General features: G+C 70.8%; 14 protein-coding genes and 1 tRNA gene. All 15 read left to right on the top strand.

Annotation, left to right across the window (positions count from 1 at the left end; translation table 11 throughout):
- The first annotated feature begins 111 nt into the window (after positions 1-111).
- The 15 genes from hrcA (at position 112) to LK06_RS09430 (ending at position 15907) form a co-directional block, all read left to right on the top strand.
- Entirely contained in the window at positions 112-1128 is a 1017-nt protein-coding gene (gene hrcA / locus LK06_RS09500; RefSeq protein ID WP_039654620.1) for a heat-inducible transcriptional repressor HrcA, read from the top strand.
- A complete protein-coding gene (gene dnaJ, locus LK06_RS09495; RefSeq protein WP_039654621.1) occupies positions 1129-2265 on the top strand; it encodes a molecular chaperone DnaJ in 1137 nt (378 codons plus the stop codon).
- Between the two features lie 77 nt (positions 2266-2342).
- On the top strand, positions 2343-3476 hold the full coding sequence (locus LK06_RS09490; RefSeq protein WP_039654622.1) for a nitronate monooxygenase: 1134 nt from the start codon (positions 2343-2345) through the stop codon (positions 3474-3476).
- On the top strand, positions 3473-4213 hold the full coding sequence (locus tag LK06_RS09485) for a 16S rRNA (uracil(1498)-N(3))-methyltransferase (protein ID WP_039654623.1): 741 nt from the start codon (positions 3473-3475) through the stop codon (positions 4211-4213). Before LK06_RS09490 ends, LK06_RS09485 begins: the two co-directional genes overlap by 4 nt.
- 17 nt (positions 4214-4230) lie before the next feature.
- Positions 4231-4623, top strand: a complete 393-nt coding sequence (locus LK06_RS09480; RefSeq protein ID WP_039654624.1) for a VOC family protein — start codon at positions 4231-4233, stop codon at positions 4621-4623.
- A gap of 321 nt (positions 4624-4944) precedes the next feature.
- Positions 4945-8223, top strand: coding sequence for a S41 family peptidase (locus LK06_RS09475; protein WP_174673839.1), 3279 nt, complete (start codon positions 4945-4947; stop codon positions 8221-8223).
- A gap of 42 nt (positions 8224-8265) precedes the next feature.
- On the top strand, positions 8266-8616 hold the full coding sequence (locus LK06_RS09470) for an HIT domain-containing protein (protein WP_039654625.1): 351 nt from the start codon (positions 8266-8268) through the stop codon (positions 8614-8616).
- A 6-nt stretch (positions 8617-8622) separates the two neighbouring features.
- Positions 8623-9528: a ribonuclease Z gene (locus LK06_RS09465; RefSeq protein ID WP_043431968.1), complete on the top strand. Its 906-nt coding sequence runs from the start codon at positions 8623-8625 to the stop codon at positions 9526-9528.
- A gap of 182 nt (positions 9529-9710) precedes the next feature.
- Positions 9711-9783, top strand: a tRNA-Gly gene (locus LK06_RS09460).
- 203 nt (positions 9784-9986) lie between these two features.
- On the top strand, positions 9987-11135 hold the full coding sequence (locus LK06_RS09455) for a carbohydrate kinase family protein (RefSeq protein ID WP_039654627.1): 1149 nt from the start codon (positions 9987-9989) through the stop codon (positions 11133-11135).
- A gap of 455 nt (positions 11136-11590) precedes the next feature.
- A complete protein-coding gene (locus LK06_RS09450) occupies positions 11591-12670 on the top strand; it encodes a PhoH family protein (RefSeq protein WP_052270082.1) in 1080 nt (359 codons plus the stop codon).
- 12 nt (positions 12671-12682) lie between these two features.
- On the top strand, positions 12683-13180 hold the full coding sequence (gene ybeY, locus LK06_RS09445) for an rRNA maturation RNase YbeY (protein WP_039654628.1): 498 nt from the start codon (positions 12683-12685) through the stop codon (positions 13178-13180).
- Positions 13181-13196: 16 nt separating this feature from the next.
- The gene (locus LK06_RS09440; protein WP_039654629.1) at positions 13197-14483 is read left to right on the top strand and encodes a hemolysin family protein; all 1287 of its coding nucleotides are present in this window, start codon (positions 13197-13199) and stop codon (positions 14481-14483) included.
- Entirely contained in the window at positions 14480-14836 is a 357-nt protein-coding gene (locus LK06_RS09435) for an MmcQ/YjbR family DNA-binding protein (protein ID WP_039654630.1), read from the top strand. Before LK06_RS09440 ends, LK06_RS09435 begins: the two co-directional genes overlap by 4 nt.
- Positions 14837-14887: 51 nt before the next feature.
- The gene (locus LK06_RS09430) at positions 14888-15907 is read left to right on the top strand and encodes a S66 family peptidase (RefSeq protein WP_039654631.1); all 1020 of its coding nucleotides are present in this window, start codon (positions 14888-14890) and stop codon (positions 15905-15907) included.
- The last annotated feature ends 16 nt before the right edge of the window (positions 15908-15923 follow it).

The following is a 15923-nucleotide window of genomic DNA, read 5'->3' as shown; positions in this document are numbered from 1 at the left end:
GGCGCACCCGACAGCCGTACACTGGGCCGGGGAAGGCTGGCACTCACATGGGAAGAGTGCCAGGCGGACGACCCGAAGGGACCAGAGGCGACGTGCTGGAGGTGCGCGCGAATGCTGAGTGAACGCAGGCTCCAGGTTCTGCGCGCCATCGTCCAGGACTACGTGGGCACCGAGGAACCGGTCGGTTCCAAGGCGCTCACCGAGCGACACGGCCTCGGCGTCTCCCCGGCGACCGTCCGCAACGACATGGCGGCCCTGGAGGACGAGGGGTACATCGCCCAGCCGCACACCAGCGCGGGGCGTATCCCCACCGACAAGGGCTACCGGCTGTTCGTGGACAAGCTCGCGGGCGTGAAGCCGATGACCGCGCCGGAGCGGCGGGCGATCCAGAACTTCCTGGACGGCGCCGTCGACCTCGATGACGTGGTGGCCCGCACGGTGCGGCTGCTCGCACAGCTCACCCGACAGGTGGCCGTGGTGCAGTACCCGTCCCTGACCCGGTCCACCGTGCGGCACGTGGAACTGCTCTCGCTCGCCCCCGCGCGCGTGATGCTCGTGCTGATCACGGATACCGGGCGGGTCGAGCAGCGGCTGGTCGATTGCCCGGCGCCGTTCGGGGAGGCCTCGCTGGCGGATCTGCGGGCCCGGCTGAACAGCCGGGTCGCAGGTCGTCGGTTCACGGATGTGCCCAGGCTGGTCGAGGACTTGCCGGAGGCCTTCGAGGCCGAGGACCGCGGTACGGTCTCCATGGTGCTCTCCACTCTTCTGGAGACACTCGTCGAGGAGAACGAGGAGCGGCTGATGATCGGCGGCACCGCCAATCTCACCCGCTTCGGGCATGACTTCCCCCTCGTGATCCGGCCCGTTTTGGAGGCTCTGGAGGAGCAGGTCGTGCTCCTCAAGCTCCTCGGCGAGGCGAAGGATCCGGGCATGACCGTGCGCATCGGCCACGAGAATGCCCACGAGGGACTCAACTCCACCTCCGTGGTGTCGGTCGGTTACGGTTCGGGCGGCGAGGCACTTGCCAAGCTCGGCGTGGTCGGACCGACACGCATGGACTATCCGGGAACGATGGGAGCGGTACGCGCAGTGGCACGGTACGTCGGACAGATCCTGGCGGAGTCTTAAGTGGCCACGGACTACTACGCCGTTCTCGGCGTGCGCCGCGACGCGTCGCAGGATGAGATCAAGAAGGCGTTCCGGCGGCTCGCCCGCGAGCTGCACCCGGACGTCAACCCGGACCCGAAGACCCAGGAGCGGTTCAAGGAGATCAACGCCGCTTACGAGGTGTTGTCGGACCCGCAGAAGAAGCAGGTCTACGACCTCGGCGGCGACCCGCTCTCGCAGGCGGGCGGGGCCGGCGCGGGCGGCTTCGGGGCCGGCGGCTTCGGAAACTTCTCCGACATCATGGACGCGTTCTTCGGTACGGCGTCGCAGCGCGGCCCGCGCTCGCGCACCCGGCGCGGCCAGGACGCGATGATCCGTATCGAGGTCGAGCTGGACGAGTCCGCCTTCGGGACGACCAAGGAGATCCAGGTCGACACGGCGGTCGTCTGCACCACCTGCAGTGGCGAGGGTGCGGCTCCGGGCACGTCGGCGCAGACGTGTGACATGTGCCGTGGGCGCGGCGAGGTCTCGCAGGTCACCCGGTCCTTCCTGGGCCAGGTCATGACCTCCCGTCCCTGCCCCCAGTGCCAGGGCTTCGGCACGGTCGTGCCGAATCCGTGCCCGGAGTGCGCCGGTGACGGCCGTGTCCGCTCCCGTCGCACTCTGACGGTCAAGATCCCGGCCGGTGTCGACAACGGCACCCGCATCCAGCTCGCCGGTGAGGGGGAGGTCGGCCCGGGCGGCGGTCCGGCCGGTGACCTCTACGTCGAGATCCACGAACTGCCGCACGCCGTCTTCCAGCGGCGCGGCGATGACCTGCATTGCACGGTCACCATCCCGATGACCGCGGCGGCGCTCGGCACCAAGGTGCCGCTGGAGACGCTGGACGGTATGGAGGAGGTCGACATCCGGCCCGGTACTCAGTCCGGCCAGTCGATCCCGTTGCACAACCGTGGTGTCACGCATCTGCGTGGCGGCGGTCGGGGCGACCTGATCGTCCACGTCGAGGTGCAGACACCGGGCAAGCTGGACCCCGAGCAGGAGCGACTCCTGCGCGAGCTGGCCAAACTGCGCGGTGAGGAGCGTCCGCTGGGCCAGTTCCAGCCCGGCCAGCAAGGGTTGTTCTCGCGGCTGAAGGACGCGTTCAACGGTCGCTGATATCCGAGGTTGCCCCTGGCCTATGCCAGGGGAAGCCCGGATTCGGACTTGTTCGGAGGACGTGACAACATGCGGTCATGTCCTCCCCGCTGACCGGTCTTTTCCCCCACCCGATCGTGCAGGCCCCCATGGCGGGCGGCGTCTCCGTCCCGCAGCTCGCCGCCGCCGTCTCCGAGGCCGGTGGCCTCGGGTTCCTCGCCGCCGGATACAAGACCGCCGACGGCATGTACCAGGAGATCAAGCAGCTGCGGGGGCTCACGGGCCGCCCGTTCGGTGTGAACGTCTTCATGCCTCAGCCGGAGTATCCCGGTGCGGACGCCAGCACCACCGGAGCGGCCGCCGCCGCTCCCCCGGATGCCGGTGCCGTCGAGATCTACGCCCATCAGTTGGCTGGTGAGGCCGCCTGGTACGAGACCGAGCTGGGCGACCCCGACAGCGGCCGGGACGACGGCTACGACGCCAAGCTCGCCGTGCTCCTCGACGACCCGGTGCCGGTGGTCTCCTTCCACTTCGGCGTGCCGGGCCGGGAAGCACTGGAATCGCTGCGCAGGGCCGGAACCTTCACGCTGGTCACCGCCACCACCGTCGAGGAGGCCCGCGAGGTCGAGCGGGCCGGGGCGGACGCGGTGATCGCACAGGGCATCGAGGCCGGCGGCCATCAGGGAACGCATCGTGACCTACCGGAACACGACGGCGCCGGCATCGGCCTGCTCTCACTGATCGCCCAGATCCGCGAGGCCGTGAGCATCCCGGTGGTCGCAGCCGGCGGCATCATGCGCGGCAGCCAGATCGCCGCCGTCCTCGCCGCGGGCGCGAGTGCGGCCCAGCTGGGCACCGCCTTCCTCGCCACCTCCGAGTCCGGCGCTCAACCCTTGCACAAGCAGGCGCTGACCAACCCCCTCTTCACCCACACCGAGTTGACCCGCGCCTTCTCCGGCCGCCCGGCGCGCGGACTGGTCAACCGCTTCCTGCGCGAGCACGGCCCGTACGCCCCCGCCGCCTACCCGGAGATCCACCACCTCACTTCCCCGCTACGCAAGGCCGCCGCCAAGGCCGGGGACGCACAGGGCATGGCCCTGTGGGCGGGCCAGGGTCACCGGCTGGCGCGGGACCTGCCGGCCGGAGAACTGGTACGGGTGCTGGCGGCCGAACTCGCACATGCCCGGACAGCGTTGTCGGACCTGCCGGGGACCGGAGGGGACCAGCGATGACCGCGCCCGTCTTCGTCGTTGACCGACTCGACCGCATCGGCCCGGAGTTCGTGCTCGACGGACCCGAGGGGCGGCACGCCGTGTCCGTGAAGCGGCTGCGGCCGGGTGAGGACGTGGTCCTCACCGACGGGCGCGGACGCTGGGCCGAGGGCGTGGTCAAGGCGGCGGAAGGCAAGGACCGTCTGGTGATCACGGACCTGGAGTCCATCCTCGAAGAGCCGCCGCCCACCCCGCGGATCACCGTCGTCCAGGCCCTGGCCAAGGGCGACCGGGGTGAACTCGCGGTGGAGACCATGACCGAGGTCGGCGTCGATGCGATCGTGCCCTGGCAGGCGTCCCGCTGCATCACGCAGTGGAAGGGCGACCGCGGCCTGAAGGCCCTCGGCAAGTGGCGGGCCACCGCCCGCGAGGCCGGAAAACAGTCCCGCCGGGTCCGCTTCCCCGAGGTCGAGGCCGCGGCCACGACGAAACAGGTCGGCGCACTGCTGGCCGCAGCCGACTTCGCGGCCGTGCTGCACGAGAGCGGTGAGGAACCGCTGACCACCGCCGATCTCCCCGCCGACGGGGAGATCGTGCTGGTCGTCGGCCCCGAAGGCGGAGTCTCCCCGGAGGAGTTGGAGCTCTTCGCGCAGGCGGGCGCGAAGCCCTACGTGCTCGGTCCTACAGTGTTGCGCACGTCCACCGCCGGCACCGCCGCCGCGGTCCTCCTCATGGGCCGCACCGGCCGCTGGAACTGACACCTGGGGGAAACACCGTGGAGCTTGCCCAAGTCCGCCTGCTCGTCACCGATTTCACCGCCTGCTACCGCTTCTACGCCGACGTCCTCGGCCTGAAGCCGCAGTCCGGTGCGACGCAGGGCCCGTACGAGAAGTTCAGCCCGCACGTCGGCTCCGCCGGAATCGCCCTGCAGGACCGGGCGATGATGGCCGAGATCCTGGACGAGCTGGGCGAGACCGCCACCGGCCACCGCTCGCTGGTGGTGCTGCGGGTGGACGACCTCGACGCGTTCTGCGCGGAGGTCACCGCCCGGGGCGCGACCCTGCTGCACGGTCCGGCTCCCATGACCGACCGGATGCGGGTCGCCCACCTCAAGGACCCGGAGGGCAACCTGGTCGAACTCCAGGAGTGGCTGCTGCTGCGCGCCTGACGTCCTCGGCCCCGGCCACCGCGGGAAAGCCGTCAGCCGTCCACCGTGCTCCTCCCGGCAGCACCCCGTGCACCCGGCTCCGCCGGTGAGGCGGCACCCGCGGCATGGGCAGGTCGCGGAGGTTGCCGCGGCCGTCTGCGACGCGGCCCGGGGCCGGTGGCCAACCGGGACGCCGGCCGTCCCCGCGGCCGGGCGCGGGCGCCGCCTGCCCATCCGGTGCGCGAGTGGTCCCGCCGCGCGAGCCCGCCGGGAAGGACGACGGCAGGCCAACCGATCGGAAACCGGGGGTGCGGCACACCGGTCGCTGCGTACAGTGACGGGGTGAATCAGGGTGCTTCGACGGGAACCACGGCATCGTCCGCCTACCTCCGATATCCCCATCTGCACGGTGATCTGGTGACCTTCGTCGCCGAGGACGACATCTGGCTCGCGCCGCTCGACGGTGGTCGTGCCTGGCGGGTCAGCGCCGACAACATGCCGGTGGCGTCGCCCCGGATCGCGTCGGACGGGCGGCACATCGCCTGGACCTCAACTCGGGACGGCGCGCCCGAGGTGCATCTGGCCCCCTTGGACGGGGGCCCCGCGAAGCGGCTCACCTACTGGGGCAACCGCCGTACCGACGTACGCGGTTGGACCGTGGACGGGCGGGTGCTCGTGCTCGGGGCGCAGGGCCGCTCCAGTGTCCGGCACACCTGGGCGCACGCGGTCCCGCTGGACGGCGGACCGGCCGAGGCACTGCCCTACGGGCCCGTCGGCCATGTGGCGTTCGGGCCGGCCACTGTGCTGCTGTCGGCGCCGATGGCTCGTGAGGCCGCCCATTGGAAGCGTTACCGGGGCGGTACGGCAGGCAAACTGTGGATAGACCGTGCCGCGGGAGGCGAAGCGGGCACCGGGGAGTTCGTACGGTTGCACCAGGACATCGACGGGAACATCGAGTGCCCGGTGTGGGTGGGGGACCGGATCGCCTTCCTCTCCGACCACGAGGGCGCGGGCGCGCTCTACTCCTCCCTGGCCGACGGCTCCGACCTGCGTCGACACACCCCCCTCGGAGGTTTCTACGCACGGCACGCCACCGCCGACGGCAGCCGGGTCGTCTATTGCTCCGCCGGTGAACTGTGGCTGCTGGAGGACCTGGAGGGGGCCGAACCACGCCGGCTTCAGGTGCGGCTCGGCGGCCCCCGCCTCGACCTGCGGCCGTATCCACTGGACGCGGCCGGCTGGTTCGGGGAGGCGTCCCCCGGCCACACCGCGCGAGGTAGTGCCGTCTGCGTGCGCGGCGGTGTCCACTGGGTCACCCACCGCTCCGGCCCCGCCCGTGCTCTCGCCGTCACCCCTGGCGTCCGTGCCCGGATGCCGCGCGCCTTCCGTGCCGAGGGTGAGGAATGGGTGGTGTGGGTGACGGGCGCGGAGGGCGACGACGCCCTGGAGTTCGCCCCCGCGACCGGCACCGTGCCCGGCGTCACGCCCCGCCGGCTCGCCGCCGGACGGCTCGGCCGCGTTCTGGAACTGGCCGTGGCCCCCGATGGCGGCCGGGCCGCCGTCGCCTCCCACGACGGGCGGCTGCTGCTCGTCGAACGGGAGACCGGCGAGATCCGCGAGGTCGACCGCAGCGACGACGGCGAGGTTTCCGGCCTCGCCTTCTCACCAGATTCCGCCTGGCTCGCCTGGGCTCATCCCGGACCGCGCCCGCTCTCGCAACTGCGCATCGCCCACACCACCGACCTGTCCGTCACCGAAGCGACCCCGCTGCGCTTCCAGGATTACGCGCCCGCCTTCACCCTCGACGGCAAGCACCTCGCCTTCCTCTCCAACCGGGCCTTCGACCCGGTCTACGACGAGCACGTCTTCGACCTGGCGTTCGTGGTCGGCGCACGCCCGCACCTGATCACTCTGGCCGCCACCACACCTTCCCCGTTCGGTCCGCAGCGGCACGGGCGTCCCTTCGAAACCCCCGACAAGGACGAGACCCCCGACAGCGAGGGCACCCCCGCCACCAGGATCGACCTCGACGGGCTCGCCGACCGGATCGTGCCCTTCCCGGTCGAGGCCGGCCGCTATTCCGCTCTACGTGCCGCCAAGGACGGCGTCCTCTGGCTGCGCCACCCCGTGCACGGGGTCCTCGGTGCTTCCCGCGCCCACCCGGAGGATCCCGATCCGCACACCGAGTTGGAGCGCTACGACCTCGCCCAGCGGCGTCTGGAGCACCTGGCCGCAGCCGACCACTTCGAGGTCAGCGGCGACGGCAAACGCCTCCTGCTGTGGACCGAGGGTCGACTCCGGGTCGTCCCCAGCGACCGCCGTACCGGTACCGACGACGACACCAGCGTCACCGTCGACCTCGCCCGCATCCGGCAGACCGTCGACCCGGCCGCCGAATGGCGGCAGATGTACGACGAGACCGGTCGCCTCATGCGCGACCACTTCTGGCGGTCCGACCTCGGCGGCGTCGACTGGGATGCCGTCCTCGACCGCTACCGCCCCCTGCTGGACCGGATCGCCACCCACAGCGACCTGGTCGACCTGCTGTGGGAGGTGCACGGTGAACTCGGCACCTCGCACGCCTATGTCAGCCCGCGCTCCGGTTTCGGCGGTGGTGCCCGGCACGGCCTGCTCGGCGCCGACATCTCCCGTCATGAGGACGGCAGCTGGCGCGTCGACCGGATCCTTCCGACGGAGACCTCCGACCCGGATGCCCGCGCCCCGCTCGCCGCACCCGGCGTCGCCGTACGCCTCGGTGACGCGATCATCGCCGTCGCCGGGCACCCCGTGGACCCGGTGACCGGCCCCGGGCCACTGCTCGTCGGCACGGCCGGCCAGCCGGTGGAGCTGACCATCTCCCCGGCGGACGGCGGCGAACCGCGCCGTACCGTCGTCATCCCGGTCGATGATGAGGAACCCCTGCGCTACCACGCCTGGGTCGCTGACCGCCGGGCCCACGTCCACGCGGTCTCCGGCGGCCGGCTCGGCTACCTCCACGTCCCCGACATGCAGGCCCCCGGCTGGGCGCAGATCCACCGCGACCTGCGCGTCGAGGTCGCCCGGGAGGGGCTCGTGGTCGACGTCCGGGAGAACCGCGGCGGCCACACCTCCCAGCTCGTCGTGGAGAAACTCGCCCGCCGGATCATCGGCTGGGACATCCCGCGCAGCATGCGGCCGACCAGTTACCCGCGCGACGCGCCCCGGGGTCCGGTCGTCGCCGTCGCCAATGAGTTCTCCGGTTCCGACGGAGACATCGTCAACGCGGCCCTCAAGGCCCTCGGTATCGGGCCGGTCGTCGGCACCCGTACCTGGGGCGGCGTGATCGGCATCGACAGCCGCTACCGTCTGGTCGACGGAACCCTGGTCACCCAGCCGAAGTACGCGATGTGGCTGGAGGGCCAGGGTTGGGGCGTGGAGAACCACGGCGTGGACCCGGACGTGGAGGTGGTCCAGCGCCCCCAGGACTGGGCGGCCGGCAGAGACGCCCAACTGGACGAGGCGATCAGGTTGGCGCTGGAGGCACTGGAGTCGGCTCCTGCGAAAACCCCGCCGGCCGTGCCGGTTCAGAAGACGCCAGGAACCGCGCCACGAGCCACCGACGACCCGCGCCCGAACGATTAGCATGCCCTGGTACTGATCACCGTCGAGAAGGAGCACATGCGTATGGCAGGCGAGCCGCAGGACGACTGCCTGTTCTGCAAGATCGTCGCTGGCCGGATCCCGGCGACGATCGTCCGTGAGACCGAGACGACCGTCGCCTTCCGGGACATAAACCCCCAAGCACCCACGCATGTGCTGGTGGTTCCCAAGGCGCACTACCAGAACGCCGCCGCCCTCGCCGCCGCCCCGGACCTCGCCGCGGACCTGCTGCGCGAGACCCAGGCCGTCGCCGACGAGGAGAAACTGGAGAGCTACCGCACCGTCTTCAACACCGGCAGCGGAGCCGGCCAGACCGTCTGGCACGTCCACGCGCACGTCCTCGGGGGTCGTGGCCTGGAATGGCCCCCCGGATAGGCAGCCGTGTCCGTCCGCGAACTAGTGGTCCTCGGCACCGCCAGCCAGGTCCCGACCCGGCACCGCAACCACAACGGCTACCTGTTGAGGTGGGACGGTGAGGGCATCCTCTTCGACCCCGGCGAGGGAACGCAGCGGCAGATGTTGCGCGCCGGGGTCTCCGCCCACGACCTCAACCGGATCTGCGTCACGCACTTCCACGGCGACCACTCCCTCGGCCTCGCCGGCGTCATCCAACGGATCAACCTCGACCAGGTCCCGCACGAGGTCACCGCGTACTACCCGCGCTCCGGCCAACGCTTCTTCGACCGTCTGCGCCACGCGACGGCCTACCGTGAGACGGTGCGCCTCACCGAGGTCCCGGTCGCCGCCGACGGCACCCTCGCGGTGTCCCCGTCGTACACCCTTCAGGCCCGCAGGCTCTCCCACCCGGTCGAGTCCTACGGCTACCGCCTCACCGAGCCCGACGGGCGCCGCATGCTTCCCGAGCGGCTCGCCGCGTACGGGATCAAGGGCCCGGACGTGGGCCTCATCCAGCGTGCGGGCAGGCTCGGCGACGTCACGTTGGAGGACGTCAGCGAGGTACGACACGGACAGCGGTTCGCCTTCGTCATGGACACCCGGATGTGCGAGGGGGTGCACGCGCTGGCGGAGGGCTGCGACCTGCTCGTCATCGAGTCCACCTTCCTTGACGAGGACGCGGAACTGGCTGCGGAGCACGGTCATCTGACGGCAGGTCAGGCAGCTTCCGTCGCGCGGGACGCCGGTGTGCGCCACCTGGTCCTCACCCACTTCAGTCAGCGCTACTCCGACCCTGGGGATTTCGAGCGGCAGGCGCGGGCGGCCGGGTTCGCGGGGGAGCTGACCGTGGCGCACGACCTGCAACGGGTGCCGGTCCCCAAGCGCAGGTGAATCCGCAGGCGAGCAGGGGGGTGAGCCAATCTGCACGTGCTTCCTCGCGCCCCTCTCGGAAGGCGGCGTGGGGCGGCGCGTGCGCCGCATCGCGGACGCGGGGGAATACGGGTTCGGTGATCGTTGCCCGGGTGCTATAGTTGATCACGTCCTGGTCGCCGGAACTTCCGGTAGCCGGCCGCGCGTTGGTGGTCCAAGGAAAGACGCCCCGCTTCCTGCGGGGAGATGCAGGTGCAAGGCCTGTCCGGCGCTCCATCCGAGCCCCATCCCGTTGTGTGCGGGATGGGGCTTTTTGGTGTCCCGTCTTACTGTCCTCCCTGAGGGTGGCGCAGAACGGCGGACACCGGCGTTGCCCCGCTGGTGAAGGACGTCCTGCGCACCGACCCGTCGGCGGTGGGCGACTCGATGGGTGACCTGGTGCACACTGGCCAGTACCGCACCACGTCAGGGAGCGCACTGTGACTCCGTCCTACAACATCGCGGGAGAGGAACCGGACCACCTCACCCCGCCCTCGCGCCGTCAGGCACAGGTCGATCCGCTCGCCGCACTGCGTGCCCCGGGCGACCCGTCCTGGGACGTCTGTCTCACCGGCACCGTCTTCCTCGACATCATCTTCACCGGTCTGGACTCGGCCCCCGTGCGTGGTACCGAGTCCTGGGCACGGGGCATGGGCTCCAGTCCCGGCGGGGTCGCCAACATGGCCACCGCCCTGGCCCGCCTCGGCCTCAGAACCGCCCTCGCCGCGGCCTTCGGCGACGACCACTACGGCGAGTACTGCTGGGACGCGCTGGAGCAGGGGGAGGGCATCGATCTCTCAGCCTCGCGCACCGTACCCGGCTGGCACTCCCCGGTGACCGTCTCCATGGCCTATGAAGGCGAGCGCACCATGGTCTCCCACGGCCACGAGCCGCCGCCGCAGGAGCTCGTGCCGGACTTCCCGCCCCGGGCGCGCGCGGCCGTCGCCTCCCTCACGCCTGGCCGCAGGGCGCCGTGGATCGCCCAGGCCGCCCGTGCGGGCACCCGCATCTTCGCCGACATCGGTTGGGACGAGACCGGCGCCTGGGACCTCGCCGGCCTCGTCGACCTGGAGCACTGCGAGGCGTTCCTGCCCAACGCCGAGGAAGCCAAGCGGTACACGGGCACCGAGTGCCCGCGGGCCGCCGCCCACGCGCTGACCGAGTACGTCCCGCTGGCCGTGGTGACCCTGGGGGCCGAAGGGGCGTACGCCGTGGACCGGCGTACGGGCGAGACGGCCGAGGTCCCGGCCATCGCCGTGGAGGCGCTCGATCCCACCGGCGCGGGGGACGTCTTCGTGGCCGGCTTCGTGACCGGCACGCTGGCCGGGTGGCCACTGGCGGACCGGCTGGCCCTCGCGGGGCTTACCGCCGCCCTGTCCGTCCAGGAGTTCGGCGGTTCCCTCTCGGCACCCGGCTGGTCGGAACTGGCGGCCTGGTGGCGCGAGGTCCAGTCCCTGCCGGAGCCGGAGCAGGACCCTGCTGCACTGAGCCGCTATGCCTTCCTCGACGCCCTGCTGCCCCTGGGCGGTGTGGAGGTCTGGCCTCGCAGGCGCGCGGTGCCGACCATCGGTTTCCGCCCGGCACGCTGACCCCCACCGGCCGGGCCGGTGCCCAGGCAGCACAGGCCCTGCGGGCCGCCGCCCAGGGCCGCCGCGACCCGCTCCAGCCGGGCTGCACCACGGCTCAGTGACCTGTCGCCCAGCGCGGTGTACAGCACACCCGGAGTCAGTGCCGGCGTCGCGCCCACCCGGTCGGCGACGACCCGTCCACCGTGCGGCATCGGTGGGGCTCTCCTCGCGGAGGAGCCGGTCACGGGGCACGAGCGGTTCGCGCACGGTGTCCAGCTCCCGCCGCGGACCAGTCTCCGGGCCGTCGGTCACCGGCCCCTGGCTCTGGACGGATGCGCATCCGTGATCTCGCTCGGCCTCCGGCCCGGGAAAAGCCCTACGGCGTTGTCGGTGCACCGTCGTACCCTGGACTGTGCGAGGCCGCCTCGACCGTGCGGCCGTGACGAGGAGGAAGCGCAGGCGTCGAACGCCGGCCCATGACACAGACACCCACAGCTCACACCCCCACGCAGGAGCAGGCGAGAGCACAGATCAGCGTCCCCGCCCAGCACCCCATGGTGACCGTGCTGGGATCCGGTGATTCCCTCCTGCGCGTGATCGAGAAGGCCTTCCCGGCGGCCGACATCCATGTCCGGGGCAACGAGATCAGCGCGGTCGGCGACCCGGCGGAAGTCGCTCTCATCCAGCGCGTGTTCGACGAAATGATGCTGGTACTACGCACGGGGCAGCCGATGACGGAGGACGCAGTGGAACGCTCGATCGCCATGCTCAAAGCGAGCGAGAACGGGACGAGCGACGGCCACGAGACCCCGGCCGAGGTGCTGACCCAGAACATCCTGTCCTCCCGCGGGCGCACGATCCGGCCCAAGACCCTCAACCAGAAGCGGTACGTCGACGCGATCGACAAGCACACGGTCGTCTTCGGCATCGGTCCGGCCGGCACCGGCAAGACCTACCTCGCCATGGCGAAGGCGGTGCAGGCCCTGCAGTCCAAGCAGGTCAACCGCATCATCCTGACCCGCCCGGCGGTGGAGGCCGGGGAGCGGCTCGGGTTCCTGCCGGGCACCCTCTACGAGAAGATCGACCCCTACCTGCGACCGCTGTACGACGCGCTGCACGACATGATCGACCCGGACTCGATCCCGCGGCTGATGGCGGCGGGGACCATCGAGGTGGCGCCGCTGGCCTATATGCGCGGGCGTACGCTGAACGACGCCTTCATCATCCTCGACGAGGCCCAGAACACCAGCCCCGAGCAGATGAAGATGTTCCTGACCCGGCTCGGTTTCGACTCGAAGATCGTGATCACCGGTGACGTGACCCAGGTAGACCTGCCCGGCGGGCAGAAGTCGGGCCTGCGGCAGGTGCAGGAGATCCTGGAGGGCGTCGAGGACGTCCACTTCTCCCGGCTGTCGTCCCACGATGTCGTACGGCACAAGCTGGTGGGCCGTATCGTCGACGCGTACGAGCAGTACGACAGCAACTACGGCACCGAGAACGACACCCACCAGGGCAGTCGGGGCAAGTCCGGCGCCAAGGGCACCAAGCGGAAGTAGATCAGCGCGACCATGTCGATCGACGTCAACAACGAGTCCGGTACCGAGGTCGACGAGCAGGCGATCCTCGACATCGCCCGCTACGCACTCGCGCGGATGCGCATCCACCCGCTCTCCGAACTCTCGGTCATCGTCGTGGACGCCGATGCCATGGAGCAGCTGCACATCCAGTGGATGGACCTGCCCGGCCCGACGGACGTCATGTCCTTCCCGATGGACGAGCTCCGACCGCCGTCGAAGGACGACGACGAGCCGCCGCAGGGGCTGCTCGGCGACATCGTGCTGTGCCCGGAGGTCGCTGCCAAGCAGGGCGCCGAGGCGCCGACCCTGCACTCCATGGACGAGGAGCTCCAGTTGCTCACCGTCCACGGGGTGCTGCACCTGCTCGGGTACGACCACGAGGAGCCGGACGAGAAGGCCGAGATGTTCGGGCTGCAGGCCGCCATCGTGGACGGTTGGCGGGCCGAGCACGGCCTGACCGGGCCGTCCCCGGCGCCGACCGTCTCGTAGCCGGGCCGGTCCTCGCATGAGTCCGCAGATCGTGCTCGGCGCCATCGCGTTGGTCGTCGTCGCCTGGCTCGCCGCCTGTGCGGAGGCGGGCCTGGCGCGCGTCTCCAGCTTCCGCGCGGAGGAGGCCGTCAAGTCCGGCCGGCGCGGCGGGGCCAAGCTCGCCCAGGTCGCCGCCGACCCCACCCGCTACCTCAACGTGGCCCTGTTGGTCCGCGTCACCTTCGAGATGGCCGCCGCGGCCCTGGTGACGTACGCCTGCTTGGAGGAGTTCGACACCACCTGGCAGGCCCTGCTGATCGCCATCGGCGTGATGGTGCTCGTCTCGTACGTCGCCGTCGGTGTCTCCCCGCGCACCATCGGCCGCCAGCACCCGCTGAACACGGCGACCGCGGCGGCGTACGTGCTGCTGCCGCTCGCCCGCGTGATGGGGCCGATCCCCTCCCTGCTCATCCTCATCGGCAACGCCCTCACCCCCGGCAAGGGCTTCCGGCGCGGTCCCTTCGCCTCCGAAGCAGAGTTGCGCGCGCTGGTCGACCTGGCCGAACAGGAGTCGCTGATCGAGGACGAGGAGCGCCGGATGGTGCACTCGGTCTTCGAACTCGGGGACACCCTGGTACGCGAGGTCATGGTCCCACGGACCGACCTGGTCGTCATCGAGCGGTACAAGACCATCCGGCAGGCCCTCACCCTCGCGCTGCGCTCCGGGTTCTCCCGGATCCCGGTCACCGGGGAGAACGAGGACGACATCGTCGGGATCGTGTATCTGAAGGATCTGGTCCGCAAGACACACATCAGCCGGGACGCGGAGGGCGACCTGGTGTCCACGGCCATGCGCCCGGCCGTCTTCGTGCCCGACACCAAGAACGCCGGCGACCTCTTGCGCGAGATGCAGAAGGAACGCAACCACGTCGCCGTCGTCATCGACGAGTACGGAGGCACCGCGGGCATCGTCACCATCGAGGACATCCTGGAAGAGATCGTCGGCGAGATCACCGACGAGTACGACCGGGAACTCCCCCCGGTGGAGGACCTCGGTGGCGACCGGTACCGGGTCACCGCCCGCCTCGACGTCACCGACCTCGGCGAGCTGTACGGCCTGGAGGAGTACGACGACGAGGACGTGGAGACCGTCGGCGGCCTGCTCGCCAAGGCTCTTGGCCGGGTGCCCATCGCCGGCGCGTCGGCACAGGTCGAACTGCCCGACGAGCGCCGGCTGAAGCTGACGGCGGAGGCCGCGGCCGGACGTCGGAACAAGATCGTCACGGTGCTGGTGGAGCCGGCACCGCAGGAGGCGTCCGAGTGACCCCCGGAGAACTGCGCGCCTTCTGCCTGTCCTTCAACGCGGCCGCGGAGGACTTCCCGTTCAACGCGGAGACCTCGGTCTTCAAAGTGCTGGGCAAGATGTTCGCCCTGACCGCCCTGGATGCGCGGCCCCTGACCGTCAACCTCAAGTGCGACCCCGAGGACGCCGTCCGGCTGCGCGGGGAGCACGAGGGGCTGATCGTCCCCGGCTGGCACATGAACAAGCGGCACTGGAACACCGTGACGATCGGCGGCCTGCCCGACCGACTCGTCCGCGAGCTGATCGAGGATTCGTACGACCTCGTCGTGGCCGGACTGCCCAGGGCGGAGCGGCTGCGGCTCGACCGGCCGTGACGCGGTAAAGCCGTTGCCGGTGCCCGCTGACCCGCTGCCAGAATCGGGCGCATGGACATGCGATACCCGCGCCCCCTGAGCCCCGGTGACCGTATAGGTGTGACCTCTCCGTCCAGTGGAGTGGACGGGCAGTTGCGCGGGCGTCTCGACGTCGCCGCAAGTGATCTCCGGGCGCTCGGTTACGAGGTGGTCATCGGCCGGTGCATGGACGGTTCCGGGCATCTCAGCGCCCCGGCCGCCGAGCGCGCGGCCGAGCTGACCGACATGCTGACCGACCCGGACATCCGTGCCGTGGTGCCACCGTGGGGCGGAGAGACCGCGATCGACCTGCTGCCGTTGCTCGACTTCGAGCGGATCGGGCGGGCCGAGCCGACCTGGGTCGTCGGCTACTCGGACCTATCGACGCTGATCACCCCGCTGACCTTGCTGACGGGGGTCGCGACCGTGCACGGCAACAACCTCATGGACACCCCCTACCGGACGCCAGCGGGCCTTTGGTCCTGGCTCGACATCGTCGCCGCGCCGCAGGGCAAGCCGTTCGGCCAGACCCCGCCGGGGCGCCACCGCTCGGGTGGCCACGACGACTACCGGACGTTTCCGGACGTCCGGGACCTCACCCTGGACGCCGAGGGTGGCTGGAGGCGGCTCGACGGCGACGGGGATGTGGAGGTGGAGGGCAGGCTGATCGGTGGATGTATCGAGACCCTCGCCAACCTTGCGGGGACGCGTTACCTGGACACCTCGGCCTTCGCCGGGGACGAGTCGCTACTCGTCTACGTCGAGGCCTGCGAGGACAACGCGTTCACCATCTGCCGCAACCTGCACGGCATGCGCCTCGCTGGATTCTTCGACCGTGCCGCCGGTGTCCTCGTCGGCCGTACCCACGCTCCCGACGGCCGCACTCTCACCCAGCACGAGGCCGTCCTCGACGCACTCGGCCCACTCGGCGTGCCGATCATCGCCGACATCGAGTGCGGGCACGTCCCGCCCTTCCTTCCGCTGGTCAACGGCGCACGCGGCCGTGCGGTGCACACGCCCGTGCGGAGTGAGATCGTCCAGACCCTGGACTGACCCCGGTGCAGGCCCA

The organism is Streptomyces pluripotens (assembly GCF_000802245.2).
GTDB lineage: Bacteria > Actinomycetota > Actinomycetes > Streptomycetales > Streptomycetaceae > Streptomyces > Streptomyces pluripotens.
The sequence above is the reverse complement of the archived record's forward strand: the minus strand, read 5'-3'. Positions and strand labels throughout refer to the sequence as shown.